The organism is Ilyobacter polytropus DSM 2926 (assembly GCF_000165505.1).
GTDB classification, from domain to species: domain Bacteria; phylum Fusobacteriota; class Fusobacteriia; order Fusobacteriales; family Fusobacteriaceae; genus Ilyobacter; species Ilyobacter polytropus.
In genome coordinates, this window is the sequence record NC_014633.1 from 43,712 (window position 1) to 60,600 (window position 16,889).

Sequence of the window (16,889 nt, forward strand, 5' to 3'; positions counted from 1 at the left end):
TCCATTTCCTACCATCTCTGTTCATAATATGTTTTTACAACTCTGCCATTACACTTTAGCATCTTGGGGTTTAGGACAATAATGTCCTGCTCTTCTGGATTGAAAGATACCAAGTGAATCAAATTCTGTCTGTCTACGGTAAGCTGTTTAATAAAGGTTTCGTCGTTATAAGTAAACACGCAGACCTTCCCTATAAGTTCTTCTATATCAGTGCACATATTGGGATCAGCAAGGGCAACGGAGCCACAGGGGATAGATTTTATAGGACCGGTCATGGAGTTCCCCTCTACCTTGACGGTGAATCTCCCTTCTCTATAATCTTCTTTTGGGATAATAAATTCTTTCAGCTCTATATCCAAATTTAGATATCCAGGACCTGCAGAAGCAGTCCCATAGAGGGGAACCTTTACAGTATCTATTCTTCTTGCATTGCCTTTTGCATTTTCTATTTTAGAATACCTTTCAAATCTCTCAAGTTTATCAAGAATCTCAGGAGGAGTTCTATCCTTCAAAACTGCATCATATATATTTTTTTTCTCATGTTCATTAAAATTGAAAGCTTTTATAAATTTTTCGATAAAGTCATCCTTGGGCAGTCTCCTTCCAGTTCTATAATGTCCTATAGTAGAAAATGAAGTATTCGTTTTTTCAGCGACATATTCTAATTTATAATCGTTTTTTTCCATGAACTCAATCAAAAATTTTCCAAAGTTTGTACTCAATAAAATCACTCCCTTTCTTTAGTATATTAAATTTTATACAAAAAAGTAAAAAAAAATTTGACTTTCGTTGTACATAAAAGTACAATAGAAATATAAGGATTTACACTTGGGGTAAATCAAAAAAATTTAAGAATCAGTTGTACAATAAAGTACAAATAGTTTTAAGGTATTTTAACTCTTAACAAATATCTTTATTTTTTATAGGGGGGGCTTCTATGAAGACAGAATGCATAGATTCATTAAGGCTTGAGTTTGGGATGAATGTACAATGTCAATTTATGAAAGCTGAAACTTACCTACTGCATAAGGACGATGTAGACAAGAAGGATGACGAAAGAAGGGATAGGAGTTTCAAACTGGATAAATGGCATGAAGATATGATGAAGTACTTTATCAAAAGCTTTAGGAAATCCCTTGAAACAAGGGACTGGTTATTGGTGGAAGAGGCGACAAGGAAGATGGTCACATTTGACAGAGACTACTTTAAGACAAGGAAGATCTTACAGAGGGAAGAGCTGCACTTTGAAGAGATGGACGATGAACTAAGGATGTGGTTAATAGGATTTGTGGCAGAGTGCATCGAGAAAATAAAAGACAGGAGTTCTATTATAGATCTCAAAATAATAACTGAAAATTTGAAAAGTAAAAGAGAAAGATGGGGGACGAAACACTGAATAGGAGGGGTAATGACTAAAACGGAAATAGCTCGTGAGCTCATAAGACCATTCAAGCTGACTTTTGCTGATATCAGAAAACACGATCTTGAGGCTCATGAAATACAATTAATAATTAAAAATAACAGGCAGTATCCGGAAATATTTATCAAGTCGTTATTAGCAGAGGTACACCAAGGAGAGGTGAAAGGAAGATGAAATTTGGGATAAGTGGTAAATCAGCGGTTTTGGATGAACTTGTGGCCAAGTATGGGGATATAACTGTGGTGGAGTGTTTGAGAAAAGAAGAGATTGAAGAGTGTCTGAGGAGGAGGTAACAATTTTGATTTTTTAGATCTCCTTATTTCACTTTTTATTAACTTTATGAAATAAGGGGATTTATCAAAATTAAAAACTGGAGGTAGGTATGGAACTGATCAAAATCGAAAATAACAAAAACTATGGACTGGTAGTATCGAGCAGGGTAGTAGCTGAGGAACTTGGGAAAGAACACAAGAATGTTTGCAGAGATTTAGAGGGGGTGCTCAAATCTGTGCATACCCATGAAAAGTTAATAATACCAAGCTCTTATATACATCCTCAAAATAAACAAGAATATAGAGAATTTCTTCTTACCAAGGATGGCTTCACTTTATATATGTTCAATATTCAGGGATACAATGATTTTAAATTAAATTATATAAATAAGTTCAATGAGATGGAAAGGGCATTACAGGAAACTCAAAGAGTACCTCAGACATTCCGTGAAGCTCTGCTACTTGCTGCAGAACAACAGGAGAGATTAGAGGAGCAAGAACAGAAGATCCTGGAAATGAAGCCCAAAGAGGAGTTCTACAACGAGATCATTGAGAGTAAAGACACAATAGATATCGGGACTGTGGCAAAGGTAATCAATAAAGGAATAGGAAGGAATAAACTCTTTAAAATCCTGAGAGACAGAAAGGTTTTGCAAAATAACAACCAGCCTTATCAGGAATATATAGACAGAGGGTATTTCAGATGTGTAGAGAGCAGGTTCACAAAGCCGAATGGGACTACCAGCATCAATATAAAAACAGTGGTGTTTCAAAAGGGAGTGGACTATATAAATAAGTTGGTTTGTGAGGTGTGAAAATGAATAAAAAACAGACAGAGAGAGCTATAGCTTCTGATGTGAAGAAAATGATAGCTGAAAAGGTAGATGTGGAAAAGCTTTTTGAAAAATGGAATGAGAAATGGCATAAGCCGCTTCTCATGAAGGCAATAAAAAACATGAGGAAGAAAAGTAACAGAAAATTAGAGAAAGAACATCTCAAAATAGTGAAGGACACATATTTCGGGATAGAACCTCACTCGATTATAGGCGGGATTATAGGGGAGGTAGTAACGTATGCAGTAGTGCTTGGAGGAGTTTGGGATATCACATTCGAAGAGATGGAACACATGGCAGTAACTTATCCAAAGTACTCATGGAGATCTTTACAGGATACAGTCAAGGATGTGAAATCCGCCTTGGATGAGGAAAACTTGGAGATCAATAAACAAGCAAGCATTGATTTCCTAAGGAAAAATAAAACCAGAATCCGTAGTTTTAAGCTGAGTCTTGAAGGAAAAAAAGAACCGGTGCTCCAACACTTGAATAACTATTTAGATAAAAAAGTTGCTGAGTGGGAGGAAAATAACTTGATCAGGGTTGAAGGAAAAAAAATCGACCTGGAGCCAGTCAGGAAATTTTTCCCGGAACTAGACAAAATAGAACACTCAAGAATAACAGATTTCTCTTTAATAGGAAAACTACAATTTTGCATAACTGAGTTAGATAAAGCCATGGAGGAACTGGTGAAAAAAGAATATGGAAAAGATTTTATAAGAAGAACCAAAGATCTTATAACGCGGGTTAAAACATATCAAAATTCTGTAAAAAAGAGCATCATAGATTTTGATTCTAAAATTAAAGAAAAAGAGTTTTTCGAAAATATAAAAGGTTATGAGGATGCTGTGAGGATCTCTCTGGAAATGACAGGGCTTGAATATAGTTGGGATAACTACAAAGAAGTAGAAGGCTATCTGAAAGATTTAAAGAAAATGTCTAAAAAGAAGTTGGCACATGAAATGAATTGGCTCAAGGAGTATTATCGTGAAATAGCACCAAATAAAGATAGAGTGAAAAGTACAAAAAAAATTAAATAGCTTGGAGAAGATCATGTTGAATATGAGGGACAAAATACTATAGAGAACCCAGCATGTAGGGATTTTACAGACAGGGTATAGGGGGGTAAATGAAAGGAGTTAATTTTAAAAGTTTACCAGAATTTTTTATAAAAGAAAAGTCTGGAATTAAAAATAATACTGTTAGAAAAGATGATGGCGGAGATAGATTTGAAAAATTAAAAGAAATAGATTTGAGTCAAGAGATTTTATTTTTAAGAATTACAAACTCTGAAACTGGAGAGTACTTTGAAAGGATAATAAGGGATGTTTCGGTGTACGGGAAATTATTTATATTAACATGGTAACAATTGATGAATTTATAAGGAGTTGAGAAAATGAATAGAAAAATTAATCCTAAAAATTATATACCAAAATACAGAATTTTATGTTTCTGTAAAACCTGTAAATTTAACAGATTGAGGGAGTTTTGTACATACCACCAAGAAGTCGTAAATGTAGATGGGTGTAGTGCTTGGAAAGAAAAAACACAGGTATAGGAGGATAAAAATGTTAAATGAATTTTGTTTAAAATATATAGGAGTCAGATTAATAGATTTTTCAATATTATTTTGGCTATGGTTTGTAATTGTCAAAATGTTTAAATTAACTTCAAAAAGTAAATAAAATCAGAACTTTATACAAAAAGGAGATAAAAAATGAAATGTAAAAAATGTGGGAATGAAGATGATTTTTATAAATCAGTAGTTGGTAAATTCACCGGTGTTAGTTATTATCCTTCTGATGATATAGAAGATATTGAAATAACAGATAATGAAGACGTTACAGGATGGGTTTGTAATAATTGCGGATGCGATAACGGAGAATTTGAGGTGAAAATGTAATGAAAATTAAATAAATTTTGGAATTTATAAGGGGGGTTAAGTAGTGAAAGTATTAGAACTTATAAAGCGACTTGAAGCCATAAAAGAACAAGATGGAGATATAGAAGTGAAATTTATTAGCAAGACTTCACGGGGATATAGTGGTAACGTCTCTGTAACAAGCGTGAGAGATGAAGAAAAAGAAGGATCTGAAAAAGAATGCTATATCTTTTGCAGAAATCCAAGGTCAATGGAAGTTGGAGAGATCAGGGAGTTTGAGGGAAAACATTATAAAGCTGTAAGAATTGACAAGGACAATCAAGAAGATTTTAGTTGTAAGGATTGTGATGTAGTTGAACATTGCGGTGAGTACAGTGGGTCTCTAACCTTTTATCTTGGAGAGTGTGAAGAATTTGAAAGGGATCAAGAAGATTGCGATATAATTTTCAAGAAGGTTAGGAAGCCGAGAGCTAAAGAGCCTAAATTTGATATTGTAGATGGCGAGAAACAATTTAAAATGTTTGATTAGAATTTGGAATTTGTAAGAATAAAAAAATGTTTTGGGGGTAATTATGAGGATAATTAGAAAAGATAATGAAATTGAAATAAAAGATATTTCTGAACTTGAGGATAAAATAATAAAAATGGCAGTTGAAGAGGTTATGAAAATAAAAAAAGTACCGTATATGAATGCTTTTAAATTTGTTTGCGCAAATCTCGACAATCCAGGTTTTATGGAACTATTGGGATTTGAGAGTGTATAAATTTTTGGATTTTTAGGAGGAACAGGTAAAAGTTTTGTAAATAACATAAGCCACCTCAAAGAGATGGCTTATGTTATAAACGTCCAATTTACTAAGAAGGGTGTTACATATAACCTCCGGGAACCACCCCATCAACGGCATTTGTTTCTACACCAAAAGTATAACCTACTAGATCAGATTGAGTCAATCCAAATATCAATTTTTTGAAATTATAAAATGCCCTGCTATTGGGTTAGGCATTTTGAAAAATATTAAATTACGTTTTTATAGTTATGGAGGTTTAAATGGCATACCGTTACCTTACTGATGAAAACTTGAAAAACTTATCAAAAGAAAACATTAAACTATATGACAAATACTTGAAGAGCAGCATAATAAAAAACAAGGACACCAAAGAGACTACTTACAAGACTTATAAGAATTCATTTTACCACTTCTTGGTTTATTTGGAAAATGAATGGGATAATATAGGTCTATATTCGAAAGAGTTCATGGAAGATTCTGTAGACATAATAGAAGGGTTTATATCGTGGTCCCAGGACAAAGGAGTAAATAAAAAGGCAGTAAATAATAAAGTTGTAGCTATAAGCTCTTTTTATATATGGAGCGTGAAAAGAGGATTAATTGATACCCACCCATTTTTGCATAAGTTGGACCGTGTAAAAGGTGCAAAAGAGGAGAAAATAAGAAAGTCCTATTTTTTAACTATGGAGCAAATAATTGAAATAAGAGTGGCAATGAGATATAAAACAAATGAGTTTGATATCCAAGACAGGCTTCTATGGGAGATCTTCCTAGACTCAGGGAATAGAATTGGGGCTATAAGCAAGCTGCCTTTGTCTAGACTGAATATTGAAGAAGGTGTTTTTGAAGATGTAAGAGAAAAACACGGGAAAATTGTTGATGTAATTTTTTATGAAAAGGCTAAATCTCTTATAAAAGAATGGTTGGAAGTCAGGAAGGAACTTGATGGGCAAGAGATAGATTCTCTGTTTATAACTAAATATCGTGGCCAATGGAACGTTATGAGTTCACACACGATAGGTGATAGGATAAGAAAAATGGGGCGATTGATTGGGATAACGGATCTGTATCCGCATTCTCTTAGGAAGACCAGTATAAATCTAGTGAAAAAGCTTACTGGGAGCATTGAAGAAGCCAGCGAGTTTGCCGGGCATAGTGGTCTTACTGTTACGAAAGACCACTACATTGAACCGATATCCAAGAAAAAACAAAAGGCTAGGATTAAGCAGCTAAGAGAAGAAAAGGGCTGGAATTAAAAGGAGGTTAAAGTATGGCACAGCTATTAACGGTCAAAGACGTTGAAAAGATATGTCAGGTAAAGCAAGGGAAAGCATATAGGCTAATGAAGGAAATAAATGATGAAATGAAAGCAGAGGGATATATAGTTATAAGAGGAAGAGTTAATTCAACCTTCCTATATGAAAAATTGGGTCTAGGCGAGAAAAATGGCAAGCATTAAGGATAAGAACGGGAAATGGATCTCCCGTTTTTATTTTACAAATTATAAAGGTGAAAAGATCCAAAAATTTAAAAGGGGTTTCAAAACAAAAAGAGAAGCCCAGGAATGGGAAAGAGAGTTTATAGCTAAATCAAAATTTGAGATTACAATGAGTTTTAATAGCTTGTATGAAATGTATTTGGAGGATCTCTCTCATCGTTTAAGAGAGAATACAATAATGACCAAAAGACATATTATAGAAAAGAAGGTTCTACCTTTTTTTAAAGAAATGGAAATCGGCAAAATAACCCCAGTTTTAATAAGAAAATGGCAAAACAAATTAATAAAATATGAAGATCCTAAAACAAATAAATTATATAGTCAGACTTACATAAAAACCATAAATAATCAGTTGGTGGCAATATTAAATTATGCTGTCAAATATCATTCTCTAAATGAAAATCCATGTCATAAAGCGGGGACCATAGGGAAGAAGCAGGCTGATGAAATGGATATCTGGACCGTAGAAGAGTTTGAGAAGTTTGCAGAATGCTTACACCATAAATCGATCTCTTTTGTAGGATTTAATATATTATTTTGGACGGGTATAAGAATAGGGGAGCTTTTGGCTCTTACAATAAATGATATTGATTTAAAAAATAGGACTATAAGAATAAACAAATCATACCAAAGGCTTAACAAAGAGGATGTAATAACAGATCCAAAGACTGCAAAAGGTAATAGAATTATAAAGATAACTGAAAATCTGGCAAATATATTAGTAAATTACATAGATACATTATATAATGTAGAAACTAGTGATAGGTTAATAATAAGTACCAAATATAGATTTCATCACGATATGAAGTTGTATAGTGAAAAAGCTAAAGTGAAAAAAATAAGGGTGCATGATTTAAGGCATAGCCATGCCAGTCTGCTGATCCACTTAGGAGTCAGCCCTCTTGCAATAGCTAAAAGATTAGGACATGAAAAAATAGAAACTACATTAAATACGTACTCACATTTATATCCTGATAAGGAAAAAGATGTCATTGATTTATTGGATGGCTTAAAATGAAAGTGCTCCTAAAATGATCCTAAAAAAATTAAAAAACAGTATAAAAAATGATTATATAGAAAATAGGTAAAATAAAAGTTAATAAAAATAGTAGATAGAGAAAGAGTAGAAATTTATTTTGTTGAGTGGGAATAAGATCTAAAAAAATTAAACTTTTAGAGATATAAAATCCAAAGCAAAAATCTAGTGAATTTTAAACTGAATCCTTTGTCAAGGAGACTTAGAAAAGTATAAACAAGTTGATAAAAGAAGATGATTTCTGTATTGAACAGGAGTCATCTTTTTAAATCCCTGATTTTTATTTTCTTTATAGTCCTTTCTGAGCTAAGACAGTTGCAATTAATTCGACAATCTAGGGAATAAAAAAAACTATATAGTAAATATGTAAACAGGGATTTGTTACTCATATAAATTATTATTTCAATAATAATTGACTTTTCAGCACATATTGAAAAAAAAATTATTTTATGATACAATTTTTTTAATTATTGTTTATTTTAGAGGTGGTGTGTGATCTAAGCACGCCACTTTATTTTTTATATTTATATAGTAGTACATTCTTTATAAAATGGTATAGGGGAGATAACTTGAGATTAGAAAAATATTTAGTTAACTGCGGCGTAGGGAGCAGAAAAGATATAAAAAAAATAGTCGAAGAAGGAAGGGTTAAAATTAATGGCCTAGTCACCTTAAATTTCGGCCTTTGGATTGAAGAGGATAGAGATGATATCACCCTCGACAACAGACATCTTGAATTCAAAACTCTGAGATATTACATTCTGTATAAAACCAAAGGTTATATTACTGCTGTAAAGGATGATCGCCATCCAACTATTATGGAGCTTTTACCAGGTTGGTTAGAGACAAAAGATCTATTTCCCGTAGGACGATTGGACAAAGATACAGAAGGACTTCTCCTTTTTACAAATGACGGGGATACAAATTATAAAATGACTCACCCTGACAAAAAAATCTCAAAAAAATATTATGTGGAGCTCGACAAACCCATCTCCGAAGGAGATATTAAAGATCTGGAAAAGGGCGTTGATATAGGGACGCACATATGTCTTCCTGCAAAAGTTCAATATATAGAACAGAATAAAATATTCCTAACTATTCAAGAGGGAAAATATCATCAGGTAAAAAAAATGGTAGGGTCCATAAAAAATAAAGTTTCCTACTTAAAAAGAGTAAAATTTGGAAATCTTACCCTTGAAGACATGAAACCCGGGGAGTTAAGAGAGATATTTTTAAAGGATATAATTTTATAGAAAAATCATATAGAAAAAGAAAGAAAAACTTTAGTACCAATTTTCTTATAATTTTGATAAGAATATAATTCATAAAAATTTGGAAAAAGAATAGACTGTGGTAAACTGTAACCATGAAATTGAACCCTTTGAAATAAGCGGCAGCTTCATGGTTTTTTTGATTTTGTTACAATTTGCTAATAAGAGTTTAAAAGAGTTGATTAAGTGTCTGAAAAATATTTTAAGATATAGGAAGTATCTAAATTATTTAAAAAAGATGTAGTGTAAGTATAGTAGGATATAATTTATAGACTGTTTATTGAATTTTTATTGGTAAAGAGTTATTATTAATTAACAAATAAATTATGGGTGGAGGTATAATGAAAGATGAAAAGTTTTATGTGAAAATCTTTTTTATAGGTTTATTTCTTGTTATAATTCAAAGTTTTTTTCAGGATCTGGAAAGCTTAAAATTAATAATGAGTAGTTTTTATAAATATATTCAGCCCTTTATTTATGGACTTGTAATTGCAGTGATTTTGGAACCGCTAATAACTTTCTTTTCAAATAAATTTAAATTTGGAAGGAGGCTAGGGATAGTCACTTCACTTTTAGTGTTTTCTTTTATTCTAATAGGTGTATTTTTAATAGTTATACCACCTCTTTCAAAGAGTATAGGGGACCTGATAGAAAGTTTTCCTCAGATGAAAACTAAATCTCAAACATGGGTCATTAAGGTTTTTGAAGCCAATAAAGATAGGCTTGCCTTTTTAGATGAAAAAACTTTAAAGGAAAACCTTATGAGTTTTATAGGTTCCCAAGTAGCTAACACCCAATCTTTAGTAATTAGTTTTTTTGAAAAAATAGTCAAGCTGACTTTTTCAATAGTGGATGTATTTTTTGGTTTTTTAATTGCAGTATATTTCTTGTTATACAAAAAATATTTTATAGGATTTATAAGGAAAACTTTGTCTATTATTTTAAAAAAGGAAGCTGTTAATGAAACCTTAGATTTTCTTTATGAAAGCAGGGAAATTTTTCTGAATTATTTAGCTGGTAGGTCATTGGTTTCACTCTTTGTTGGAGTGGTATGCTTTATAATAATGTTTTTTACGAATGTACCTTATGCTGTTTTAATCTCCTTTGTCATAGGACTTGGGAATATGATACCTTATATAGGGTCAATAATAGCAGGTATTATAAGTACGGTACTGGTTTTATTTACACTGCCTTTAAAAGTGATTCCAATGTGGATAGCAATATTAGTGGCACAGCAGATAGATAGCTGGATATTAGGACCTAAAATTTTGGGGAATTCAGTAGGCATGAATCCATTTTGGGTTGTAACTGCAGTTTTGATAGGAGGAAACGTAGGTGGGCCGATAGGAATGCTTATAGGAGTTCCTGTATTTGCTATGATAAAAATAATATATTACAAGATACTGGATAAAAAAGGAATTTCATAATTCTAAGAAATTAAGGGTTAAGTATGCCTGATAAAGAATTTATTTTAATTTTTTATATTAATGGAGTATCATTTATTAGTGGAATTTTTCTGATAAATAAGGGAAGATAAGATATGCTGTAAAATATTGCTGAAGAAATTTGGATGAGTATTTAAAATTAAATGCGTAAAAAAACTATTAAAATAAATTTTTATTACAAAAGGGGTGGTTTTCATGAAAAAATGGGTATGTACAATATGTGGATATGTTTATGATCCTGAAAGGGGAGATCCAGAAAATGGAGTAGAGCCAGGGACAAGCTTTGAGAATATACCAGAAGAGTGGTTATGTCCCATATGTGCAGCTAGAAAAGATGAGTTTGAAGATACTCTTGGATGTTGTTAAATTTGGGTGGGAATTCTTTCCCACTCTTTTTAATTGTGTTAATTTTAATGGGTTCAATTATAATCCTTTATAAATTATAATTGATTGAAAGTTTCAACTGCTATTTAAGTTTATTTTTAGAATCTAATAATAGGCTTATAAAATTTATAAAAAAATTAAAGAGGAAAAATTATTTTTTTAGGAATAAAGCTTATAGATTCTAAATTATAGAGAATCATATTTCAAGATTCTCCCGTAAAAACCCCTTTTGAAAAGCTGGTGTACCCCTACATCAGCTTTTTCTATTTGTTGACACATATTGTTTTTTTCTATAAAATGAGGGGAAAATTAAATTTGAGAAGGAGTTTTATTATGGATAAAGTAACCTTGATAGCATCAGCTGCGATGGGGATAGAGAGTATAGTGGCTCAGGAAATAAAAGACCTGGGATTTGCAAATGTACAGACTTTTAACGGAAGAGTTGAATTTGATTGTAAAGTAGAGGATATTCCAAAGGCAAACATATGGTTGAGATGTGCAGACAGGGTATTTTTAAAAATGGGGGAATTTAATGCAGTTACCTTTGAACAGCTTTTCGAAAATGTAAAAAAACTTAACTGGGATGAAGTTTTATCTGAAAATGCAGAATTTCCTGTGAGCTGGGTAAGTTCTGTTAACAGCAAGCTTTATTCAAAGTCAGATATTCAGAGGATAACTAAAAAAGCCATAGTTGAAAAAATGAAAGAAAAATATCAAAAGGATTATTTTAGTGAAAATGGTGCAGTTTATAAAATAAAGGTACAGGGAAATAAAGACAGATTCATAGTGATGGTAGATACTAGTGGTGAAGGACTACATAAAAGAGGCTACAGGGCAGAGATAAATCAGGCTCCTATGAAAGAAACCCTTGCAGCTGCCCTTGTAAAAATATCTAGATGGAGAGGTGGAGAGCTTTCTCTTCTAGACCCAATGTGTGGGACAGGGACAATTCCTATAGAGGCTGCTATGATAGCAAGAAATATAGCCCCTGGATCAAATAGAAAATTCGCTTCAGAAGAATGGGGAATTATTGAAAAGAACAAGTGGATAGATGTAAGGGATGAGGCTTATTCCTGTGAAGATCATGATAAGGAAGTGAGAATATACGGGTCGGATATAGATGGAGAGGCCGTAGAAACAGCTAAAAGAAATGCAGTTTTGGCAGGTATAGAGGATGATATTTTATTTGAAAAGAAACATCTTTTGGAAATTGAATCACCCTCAGAGTATGGTTCAATAATAACAAACCCACCTTATGGAGAAAGACTTCTAGATGACAAATCAGTAAATAAATTATATGGGATATTAGGGGACGTATGCAGGATGAGATTTCCTAAATGGTCATATTATGTGATAACTTCTTATGAACAATTTGAGAGAGCTTTTGAAAAGAAAGCTACTAAAAACAGAAAACTTTACAACGGTGGAATAAAGTGCTATTTGTATCAGTATTTTGGAGCTAGACCTCCTAAAAAAAACATTTAAATTTTACATAATTTAAAGATATTTTAACTAGGACAAAAATTTGATGTAGTACAGGATTAAAGGGAAATGCCGAAGCACAACCACATATAAATATTAAATTTTAAAGGAAAGAAGTATTTAAAGCTTCTTTCTTTTGCTATTTTTATAGGGGCTTTTACTTTTAAATTGATTTAAAGTGTGTTAATATATTAAGATGAATACCATATAAAAAGTGGCAGGTGAAGTAGGGAAATGAAGGTTATTTCGATTTTAAACCAAAAAGGTGGAGTAGCAAAAACAACTTCGGCTCAGAACATAAGCTTCGGGCTCAAGAAATTAGGGAAAAAAGTACTTCTAATTGATTTTGATCCTCAGGGAAACTTGACCTCAGGAGTTGGAATTGATAAAAGAGGGCTTGAAAACACCATTTATGATCTGATGAAAGATAGAGCATTTGGCCTACAGAATTTAGGGTTAGATGATATAATGGTGAACAAAGAAGGTGTAGATGTTCTTCCGACAAACATCAGAATGTCCAAAGTTAACTTAGAGCTAGGTGGAGTTCCAGGAAGGGAAAATCTGCTTAAGGAGATACTAAAAGAGGTTTATGGATATGATTATGTAATAATTGATTGTCCTCCGAGTCTTGACAACCTTACATTTAATGCTCTTATTGCCTCTCAAAAAGTGTATATACCGGTTCAAACTGAATTTTATGCATTAGAAGGAATTGTGGAACTCATGGACACTATAGATCTAATTACTCAAAGAATGAATGAAGAACTAGAAATAGGTGGAGTATTCGCAACAATGGTAGATGGTAGAATAAAACTTCATAATGAGGTTATTGAACAGCTGAAGGAATTTTTTGGTGAAAGAATGTTTAATACTAAAATTAGAAGAAATGTCAAAGTAACTGAAGCTTCCTCCTATGGAGTAAGCATATTTGACTATGCATCTAGAAGTAATGGTGCAAAGGACTACCTTGGCCTATGTAAGGAAATTCTTAAAAGAGAGGAAAGTTAGTATGGTTGCTAATAGATTGGGGAATAATCCACTTCTTAACAGAGAGAAAAAAAAAGATAGTTTTGAAGAAAAGAAAGAACAGATAATAAAACAGTACGGACGTCTTGTTCATATGCAGCCAAAACTTATAGAAGAGATAGACTTTGAAGATGTTACTTTTATAAATAGGCTGGCACTGACATCTGAGGACCTAGAACTAGAAGAGCTGAAAGAGAGTATATCTAAGATAGGACTTCTAAATATCATATACCTCCAGGAAAAAGAAAAAGGTAAATACAGACTTGTAAGTGGACTTAGAAGGGCTAGAGCAATAAGTGAAATATATATAACCGGAGGCTCAATAAAAGGCAAGGACAGGGTTGTTATTTTTGATAAAGAAACTCCCTATGAGCTATTAGATTCTGTATCTGTTGATGAAAATATCCAGAGAAAAAATTTGAGCATTTTAGAACAATCTTATAAATTCAACAGAGAAGCTGCTAAAAAAGAGAAAAAAATAGAAGATATTCTAAAAGAATATCATATAAGTAAAAAGACTTTTTACAGAATTAAAAACGCAATAACTTATCCAAAAGAAATTACTGAAATAATAGAATATTTAGGAGCTGATAAAGCTGAAATTTTAAATAAACTGGTGTTTATTTTGAAAGATAAGATGGAAGCATCCCAGGTAGTAAAAGACTATAAAGATCTGAACAGAGATGAGCTTAGAAACTTATTAAAAGAGTTAAAAAAGGTTGATAGATCTGAGAAAGTTATAATTAAATACAGTACTAATGGTTTTAATTTTTCTGTAAAGAAAAAAGTTCCTGATGAAGTTAAAAAGTATTTTGAAAAACTGAAAGAATTTATAGAAAATGACGACTATACATTTTTAAAGTAATAGAGGTGATCTCATGTCCGTTGTTCATTTTGTTCCAAAGGGGAATCTTAACCCTATTTTTGGTGTAAGATTGTGTCCTGCCTTCCATAGGTTACTCGACATCATAGATGATAAAAGGGGAGAAACCTTTATAAAGAAAGCTCTTAATATTCAAAAAGATAGAGCTATAAAATTTAAAGGGTTTACAGATAAAATGGGAAAAAGCGGGACAATAGTTGTAGTGTATGATTATTTTAATGGAAGTGAAAATCCAAAGCTCGTTGTTCCTGAAACATCTGATGGATATTTTGATTTTAAAATTTATGACGTAGATTATAATAAGGAAGTAGATATAGAAAACCTTATTGAAAAAATAAAGAGACTTAGTGTATAATGTATACCGGTCTATAGACCGGTATTTTTATATGTTAGGATCAAATTATAATTTAAAGAGGATGACAATTTTAAAAGTGAAATTTTAGGTTTTTTTCTAAAAACTAAAGTAATTATAGTTTATAATCACTTAAAAATTAGAAAAAATCACATAATTTTATAGAAAGGAGGATAAGTGAAATACAATGACTTTAAAGATATAGGACTTGAAGTCGTGCTAAAAGTCTTAAAAAAAATAGATGATGAAATAAGAAGATACAGGGAACTAGAAGATTATGAAGGTGTGAATACTCTAGAAAAAGAAGTGCTTACCAAATATGAAAAACTCTACGGAGCTTTTTCTACAGACCCAGGTGAAAATATAAAGGATTATAATTTTGAAAGTATAGAAAAATATATTTATGAAATTATGAAAGAGAATGACCTTTCAGAGGACTTTATAAATTCTGAAATTCTAAAAAGGAAAAAGTATAGGGGAAACTCTGGATCTGAAGCAGTTGAAAATCTCTACAAGTATGAGTTAGCAGAATTAGATAAAAAAAAATCTATTCTTTTGCAAGAGGCCAGTGAAATTTTAGATAAAGAATTAAAGCTTGAAACTGAGCTGTCTGAAGCTATTCAAGAAGATGAACAGATGGAAATATTGACTAAACTTCCTGAAATAAGAAGTTCATATAATAAATTATCTAAAAAGATAATGAAATTACACGATAAAATGGTCACAATAAATGAAAAACTTGAAAAAAAATGGCCTATTGATATTTTTGGAACAATTTCTAAAGATGAACTTTTAAAAGTTTATAAAGACGCTATAAAATAATTTAAAAAAGTTATCATATATGATAGAATGGAGATGGTTAGGTGTTTAAATGGATAGTAATAGCTATGCTAATAACTGTGGCAATTTATGGTTTTAAAAATAAAGGACTTTTAGGAAAAGTTGTCCAATTCGATCAGGAGGTAGAAATAGTGGAAAACATTAACTTACAAGCTTGCATAAAAACAGACAAGGGAGATATCAATATAAAACTCTTCCCTCAAGTAACACCAGTGACAGTTTTAAATTTTGTAAATTTATCTAAAAGAGGTTATTATGATGGCCTGAAATTTCATAGAGTTATAAATGACTTTATGGTGCAAGGTGGAGACCCTACCGGTACTGGTTCAGGAGGTCCTGGATACAACTTCAGAGATGAATTCAAAGAGGGTGTAGTTTTTGATAAAAAGGGAATTTTAGCTATGGCCAATGCAGGCCCAAACACAAATGGGTCTCAGTTTTTTATTACACATGTTGAAACACCTTGGTTAAACTATAAGCACAGTATTTTCGGTGAAGTAGTTAGTGAAGAAGACCAAAAAGTTGTAGATGCTATAACTCAAGGAGATAAAATAAAAACTATAGTTATTACCGGAGACGTAGAAGAGTATATAGAGAAAAATAAGGAAACTTTAAATCAACTTAATGAAACACTTGAAAAAACTTTTCCTGATCTTCCTAAATATTATTAATAATTTGACCCTTGGGAAATTTCCTGAGGGTTTTTTATATGTTGAAATAAAAACCCCCTTAGATTTAAGACTTCTAGGGGGATTTTTTATTTTTAAATTTATATTATAGTTGATTTAAACTAATTTATAAAAATAAGTTTTTGGTTTTATTAAAGGTGAATTTTAGAAAAAATTATAAAACAAGTTCCCAGTAGCCTAGGTCGAGCCACTTTTCAAATTTATATCCAACTTCACTAAAATGTGCCACCTTTTTGAATCCAAACTTTTCATGAAGGTTAATGCTGGCATTATTTGGAAGTACAATGGCACTTATTATAGTATGTAAGTTTTTTTTCTTTAATTCTTTTAATAAAGAGCTAAAGAGTTTTGATCCTAGGCCATTGGTTCTTACACCATTTCGAATATATACAGAAAGTTCTGCAGAATGTCTATAGGCACTTCTAAATCTCCATTGATTGAGATATATATAACCAAGAATTTGAGAATTTTCTTCTAAAACAAGCCAGGGATAGTCTTTTGAAATATCTTTAATTTTATTTTTCATGTGTTCTTTTGAGAAAGGAGTTTCGTCACCTGTAAAGGTTGTATTTTCAACGTAGTAGTTGTATATCTCTGCGATGCTCTCAGCATCTCTATCTTCAACGTATCTTATAATCATTATAAGTCCTCCCTAAAGGGTAATTATGCTTAAAAGTTATATTTGAAATCGTGTAATTTTTTTTACACAAATTATAAATATAAAAAATCAACAGAACTATTCTACCATTAAAAGGAGCAAATAAAAAGGCCTCAAGTGGAAAATATGA

At 31.7% G+C, this 16,889-nt stretch carries 24 protein-coding genes; 22 read left to right on the forward strand and 2 right to left on the reverse strand.

Translation table 11 applies throughout. The features are described 5' to 3' along the window. Nucleotides 1-8: 8 nt before the first annotated feature. Nucleotides 9-722 carry a LexA family transcriptional regulator gene (locus tag ILYOP_RS15240; RefSeq protein WP_013388406.1) on the reverse strand — a complete coding sequence of 238 codons (714 nt, stop codon included), beginning with the start codon at nucleotides 720-722 and terminating at the stop codon, nucleotides 9-11. Between the two features lie 215 nt (nucleotides 723-937). Between ILYOP_RS15240 and ILYOP_RS10070 the strand changes: the two genes are divergently transcribed. The 22 genes from ILYOP_RS10070 to ILYOP_RS10165 all read left to right on the forward strand — a co-directional run bounded on the left by ILYOP_RS10070 (nucleotide 938) and on the right by ILYOP_RS10165 (nucleotide 16,083). After that, entirely contained in the window at nucleotides 938-1,396 is a 459-nt protein-coding gene (locus ILYOP_RS10070; protein ID WP_013388407.1) for a hypothetical protein, read from the forward strand. A gap of 12 nt (nucleotides 1,397-1,408) precedes the next feature. After that, entirely contained in the window at nucleotides 1,409-1,594 is a 186-nt protein-coding gene (locus ILYOP_RS10075) for a hypothetical protein (RefSeq protein WP_013388408.1), read from the forward strand. Continuing rightward, complete coding sequence (locus tag ILYOP_RS16155; protein ID WP_013388409.1) at nucleotides 1,591-1,713, forward strand: hypothetical protein; 123 nt, start codon at nucleotides 1,591-1,593, stop codon at nucleotides 1,711-1,713. Before ILYOP_RS10075 ends, ILYOP_RS16155 begins: the two co-directional genes overlap by 4 nt. Before the next feature lie 89 nt (nucleotides 1,714-1,802). Then, on the forward strand, nucleotides 1,803-2,507 hold the full coding sequence (locus tag ILYOP_RS10080; RefSeq protein WP_013388410.1) for a phage antirepressor KilAC domain-containing protein: 705 nt from the start codon (nucleotides 1,803-1,805) through the stop codon (nucleotides 2,505-2,507). 2 nt (nucleotides 2,508-2,509) lie between these two features. Further along, nucleotides 2,510-3,565 (forward strand): hypothetical protein, encoded by a 1,056-nt coding sequence (locus tag ILYOP_RS10085; RefSeq protein ID WP_013388411.1) that lies wholly within the window; start codon nucleotides 2,510-2,512, stop codon nucleotides 3,563-3,565. An 89-nt stretch (nucleotides 3,566-3,654) separates the two neighbouring features. Next, entirely contained in the window at nucleotides 3,655-3,891 is a 237-nt protein-coding gene (locus ILYOP_RS10090) for a hypothetical protein (RefSeq protein ID WP_013388412.1), read from the forward strand. 30 nt (nucleotides 3,892-3,921) lie between these two features. Then, nucleotides 3,922-4,083 (forward strand): hypothetical protein, encoded by a 162-nt coding sequence (locus ILYOP_RS15855; protein ID WP_013388413.1) that lies wholly within the window; start codon nucleotides 3,922-3,924, stop codon nucleotides 4,081-4,083. Nucleotides 4,084-4,242: 159 nt separating this feature from the next. Next, a complete protein-coding gene (locus ILYOP_RS10095; RefSeq protein ID WP_013388414.1) occupies nucleotides 4,243-4,428 on the forward strand; it encodes a hypothetical protein in 186 nt (61 codons plus the stop codon). A gap of 43 nt (nucleotides 4,429-4,471) precedes the next feature. Further along, complete coding sequence (locus ILYOP_RS10100) at nucleotides 4,472-4,936, forward strand: hypothetical protein (protein WP_013388415.1); 465 nt, start codon at nucleotides 4,472-4,474, stop codon at nucleotides 4,934-4,936. A gap of 43 nt (nucleotides 4,937-4,979) precedes the next feature. Further along, on the forward strand, nucleotides 4,980-5,171 hold the full coding sequence (locus ILYOP_RS10105; protein WP_013388416.1) for a hypothetical protein: 192 nt from the start codon (nucleotides 4,980-4,982) through the stop codon (nucleotides 5,169-5,171). A gap of 284 nt (nucleotides 5,172-5,455) precedes the next feature. Continuing rightward, nucleotides 5,456-6,451 (forward strand): site-specific integrase, encoded by a 996-nt coding sequence (locus ILYOP_RS10110; protein WP_013388417.1) that lies wholly within the window; start codon nucleotides 5,456-5,458, stop codon nucleotides 6,449-6,451. 14 nt (nucleotides 6,452-6,465) lie between these two features. Then, on the forward strand, nucleotides 6,466-6,654 hold the full coding sequence (locus tag ILYOP_RS10115) for a hypothetical protein (protein WP_013388418.1): 189 nt from the start codon (nucleotides 6,466-6,468) through the stop codon (nucleotides 6,652-6,654). Beyond that, on the forward strand, nucleotides 6,641-7,711 hold the full coding sequence (locus tag ILYOP_RS10120; RefSeq protein WP_013388419.1) for a site-specific integrase: 1,071 nt from the start codon (nucleotides 6,641-6,643) through the stop codon (nucleotides 7,709-7,711). The genes ILYOP_RS10115 and ILYOP_RS10120 overlap by 14 nt, the downstream gene beginning before the upstream one ends. 587 nt (nucleotides 7,712-8,298) lie before the next feature. Further along, nucleotides 8,299-8,982 carry a pseudouridine synthase gene (locus ILYOP_RS10125; RefSeq protein ID WP_013388420.1) on the forward strand — a complete coding sequence of 228 codons (684 nt, stop codon included), beginning with the start codon at nucleotides 8,299-8,301 and terminating at the stop codon, nucleotides 8,980-8,982. A gap of 359 nt (nucleotides 8,983-9,341) precedes the next feature. Further along, nucleotides 9,342-10,427 carry an AI-2E family transporter gene (locus tag ILYOP_RS10130; protein WP_013388421.1) on the forward strand — a complete coding sequence of 362 codons (1,086 nt, stop codon included), beginning with the start codon at nucleotides 9,342-9,344 and terminating at the stop codon, nucleotides 10,425-10,427. A 213-nt stretch (nucleotides 10,428-10,640) separates the two neighbouring features. Continuing rightward, nucleotides 10,641-10,811 (forward strand): rubredoxin, encoded by a 171-nt coding sequence (gene rd, locus ILYOP_RS10135; RefSeq protein WP_013388422.1) that lies wholly within the window; start codon nucleotides 10,641-10,643, stop codon nucleotides 10,809-10,811. 351 nt (nucleotides 10,812-11,162) lie between these two features. Then, a complete protein-coding gene (locus ILYOP_RS10140; protein WP_013388423.1) occupies nucleotides 11,163-12,314 on the forward strand; it encodes a THUMP domain-containing class I SAM-dependent RNA methyltransferase in 1,152 nt (383 codons plus the stop codon). Nucleotides 12,315-12,545: 231 nt separating this feature from the next. Further along, the gene (locus ILYOP_RS10145) at nucleotides 12,546-13,319 is read left to right on the forward strand and encodes a ParA family protein (RefSeq protein ID WP_013388424.1); all 774 of its coding nucleotides are present in this window, start codon (nucleotides 12,546-12,548) and stop codon (nucleotides 13,317-13,319) included. Nucleotide 13,320: 1 nt separating this feature from the next. Then, entirely contained in the window at nucleotides 13,321-14,202 is an 882-nt protein-coding gene (locus ILYOP_RS10150; protein ID WP_013388425.1) for a ParB N-terminal domain-containing protein, read from the forward strand. A gap of 13 nt (nucleotides 14,203-14,215) precedes the next feature. Further along, nucleotides 14,216-14,575 carry a hypothetical protein gene (locus ILYOP_RS10155; RefSeq protein WP_013388426.1) on the forward strand — a complete coding sequence of 120 codons (360 nt, stop codon included), beginning with the start codon at nucleotides 14,216-14,218 and terminating at the stop codon, nucleotides 14,573-14,575. 174 nt (nucleotides 14,576-14,749) lie between these two features. Continuing rightward, entirely contained in the window at nucleotides 14,750-15,394 is a 645-nt protein-coding gene (locus ILYOP_RS10160; protein WP_013388427.1) for a hypothetical protein, read from the forward strand. 158 nt (nucleotides 15,395-15,552) lie between these two features. Continuing rightward, nucleotides 15,553-16,083, forward strand: coding sequence for a peptidylprolyl isomerase (locus ILYOP_RS10165; protein WP_041921316.1), 531 nt, complete (start codon nucleotides 15,553-15,555; stop codon nucleotides 16,081-16,083). Between the two features lie 172 nt (nucleotides 16,084-16,255). Here ILYOP_RS10165 and ILYOP_RS10170 read toward each other — a convergent pair whose 3' ends face one another. Further along, nucleotides 16,256-16,741, reverse strand: coding sequence for a GNAT family N-acetyltransferase (locus ILYOP_RS10170; RefSeq protein ID WP_013388429.1), 486 nt, complete (start codon nucleotides 16,739-16,741; stop codon nucleotides 16,256-16,258). Nucleotides 16,742-16,889 lie beyond the last annotated feature (148 nt).

Coding starts and splice junctions, on each gene's coding strand:
- ILYOP_RS10110 (WP_013388417.1), top strand. CDS start 5,456: ATGGCATACCGTTACCTTACTGATGAAAACTTGAAAAACTTATCAAAA.
- ILYOP_RS10090 (WP_013388412.1), top strand. CDS start 3,655: ATGAAAGGAGTTAATTTTAAAAGTTTACCAGAATTTTTTATAAAAGAA.
- ILYOP_RS10070 (WP_013388407.1), top strand. CDS start 938: ATGAAGACAGAATGCATAGATTCATTAAGGCTTGAGTTTGGGATGAAT.
- ILYOP_RS10080 (WP_013388410.1), top strand. CDS start 1,803: ATGGAACTGATCAAAATCGAAAATAACAAAAACTATGGACTGGTAGTA.
- ILYOP_RS10140 (WP_013388423.1), top strand. CDS start 11,163: ATGGATAAAGTAACCTTGATAGCATCAGCTGCGATGGGGATAGAGAGT.
- ILYOP_RS10145 (WP_013388424.1), top strand. CDS start 12,546: ATGAAGGTTATTTCGATTTTAAACCAAAAAGGTGGAGTAGCAAAAACA.
- ILYOP_RS10085 (WP_013388411.1), top strand. CDS start 2,510: ATGAATAAAAAACAGACAGAGAGAGCTATAGCTTCTGATGTGAAGAAA.
- ILYOP_RS10120 (WP_013388419.1), top strand. CDS start 6,641: ATGGCAAGCATTAAGGATAAGAACGGGAAATGGATCTCCCGTTTTTAT.
- ILYOP_RS10130 (WP_013388421.1), top strand. CDS start 9,342: ATGAAAGATGAAAAGTTTTATGTGAAAATCTTTTTTATAGGTTTATTT.
- ILYOP_RS10155 (WP_013388426.1), top strand. CDS start 14,216: ATGTCCGTTGTTCATTTTGTTCCAAAGGGGAATCTTAACCCTATTTTT.
- ILYOP_RS10095 (WP_013388414.1), top strand. CDS start 4,243: ATGAAATGTAAAAAATGTGGGAATGAAGATGATTTTTATAAATCAGTA.
- ILYOP_RS10105 (WP_013388416.1), top strand. CDS start 4,980: ATGAGGATAATTAGAAAAGATAATGAAATTGAAATAAAAGATATTTCT.
- rd (WP_013388422.1), top strand. CDS start 10,641: ATGAAAAAATGGGTATGTACAATATGTGGATATGTTTATGATCCTGAA.
- ILYOP_RS10075 (WP_013388408.1), top strand. CDS start 1,409: ATGACTAAAACGGAAATAGCTCGTGAGCTCATAAGACCATTCAAGCTG.
- ILYOP_RS10115 (WP_013388418.1), top strand. CDS start 6,466: ATGGCACAGCTATTAACGGTCAAAGACGTTGAAAAGATATGTCAGGTA.
- ILYOP_RS15855 (WP_013388413.1), top strand. CDS start 3,922: ATGAATAGAAAAATTAATCCTAAAAATTATATACCAAAATACAGAATT.
- ILYOP_RS10170 (WP_013388429.1), bottom strand. CDS start 16,741: ATGATTATAAGATACGTTGAAGATAGAGATGCTGAGAGCATCGCAGAG.
- ILYOP_RS10150 (WP_013388425.1), top strand. CDS start 13,321: ATGGTTGCTAATAGATTGGGGAATAATCCACTTCTTAACAGAGAGAAA.
- ILYOP_RS16155 (WP_013388409.1), top strand. CDS start 1,591: ATGAAATTTGGGATAAGTGGTAAATCAGCGGTTTTGGATGAACTTGTG.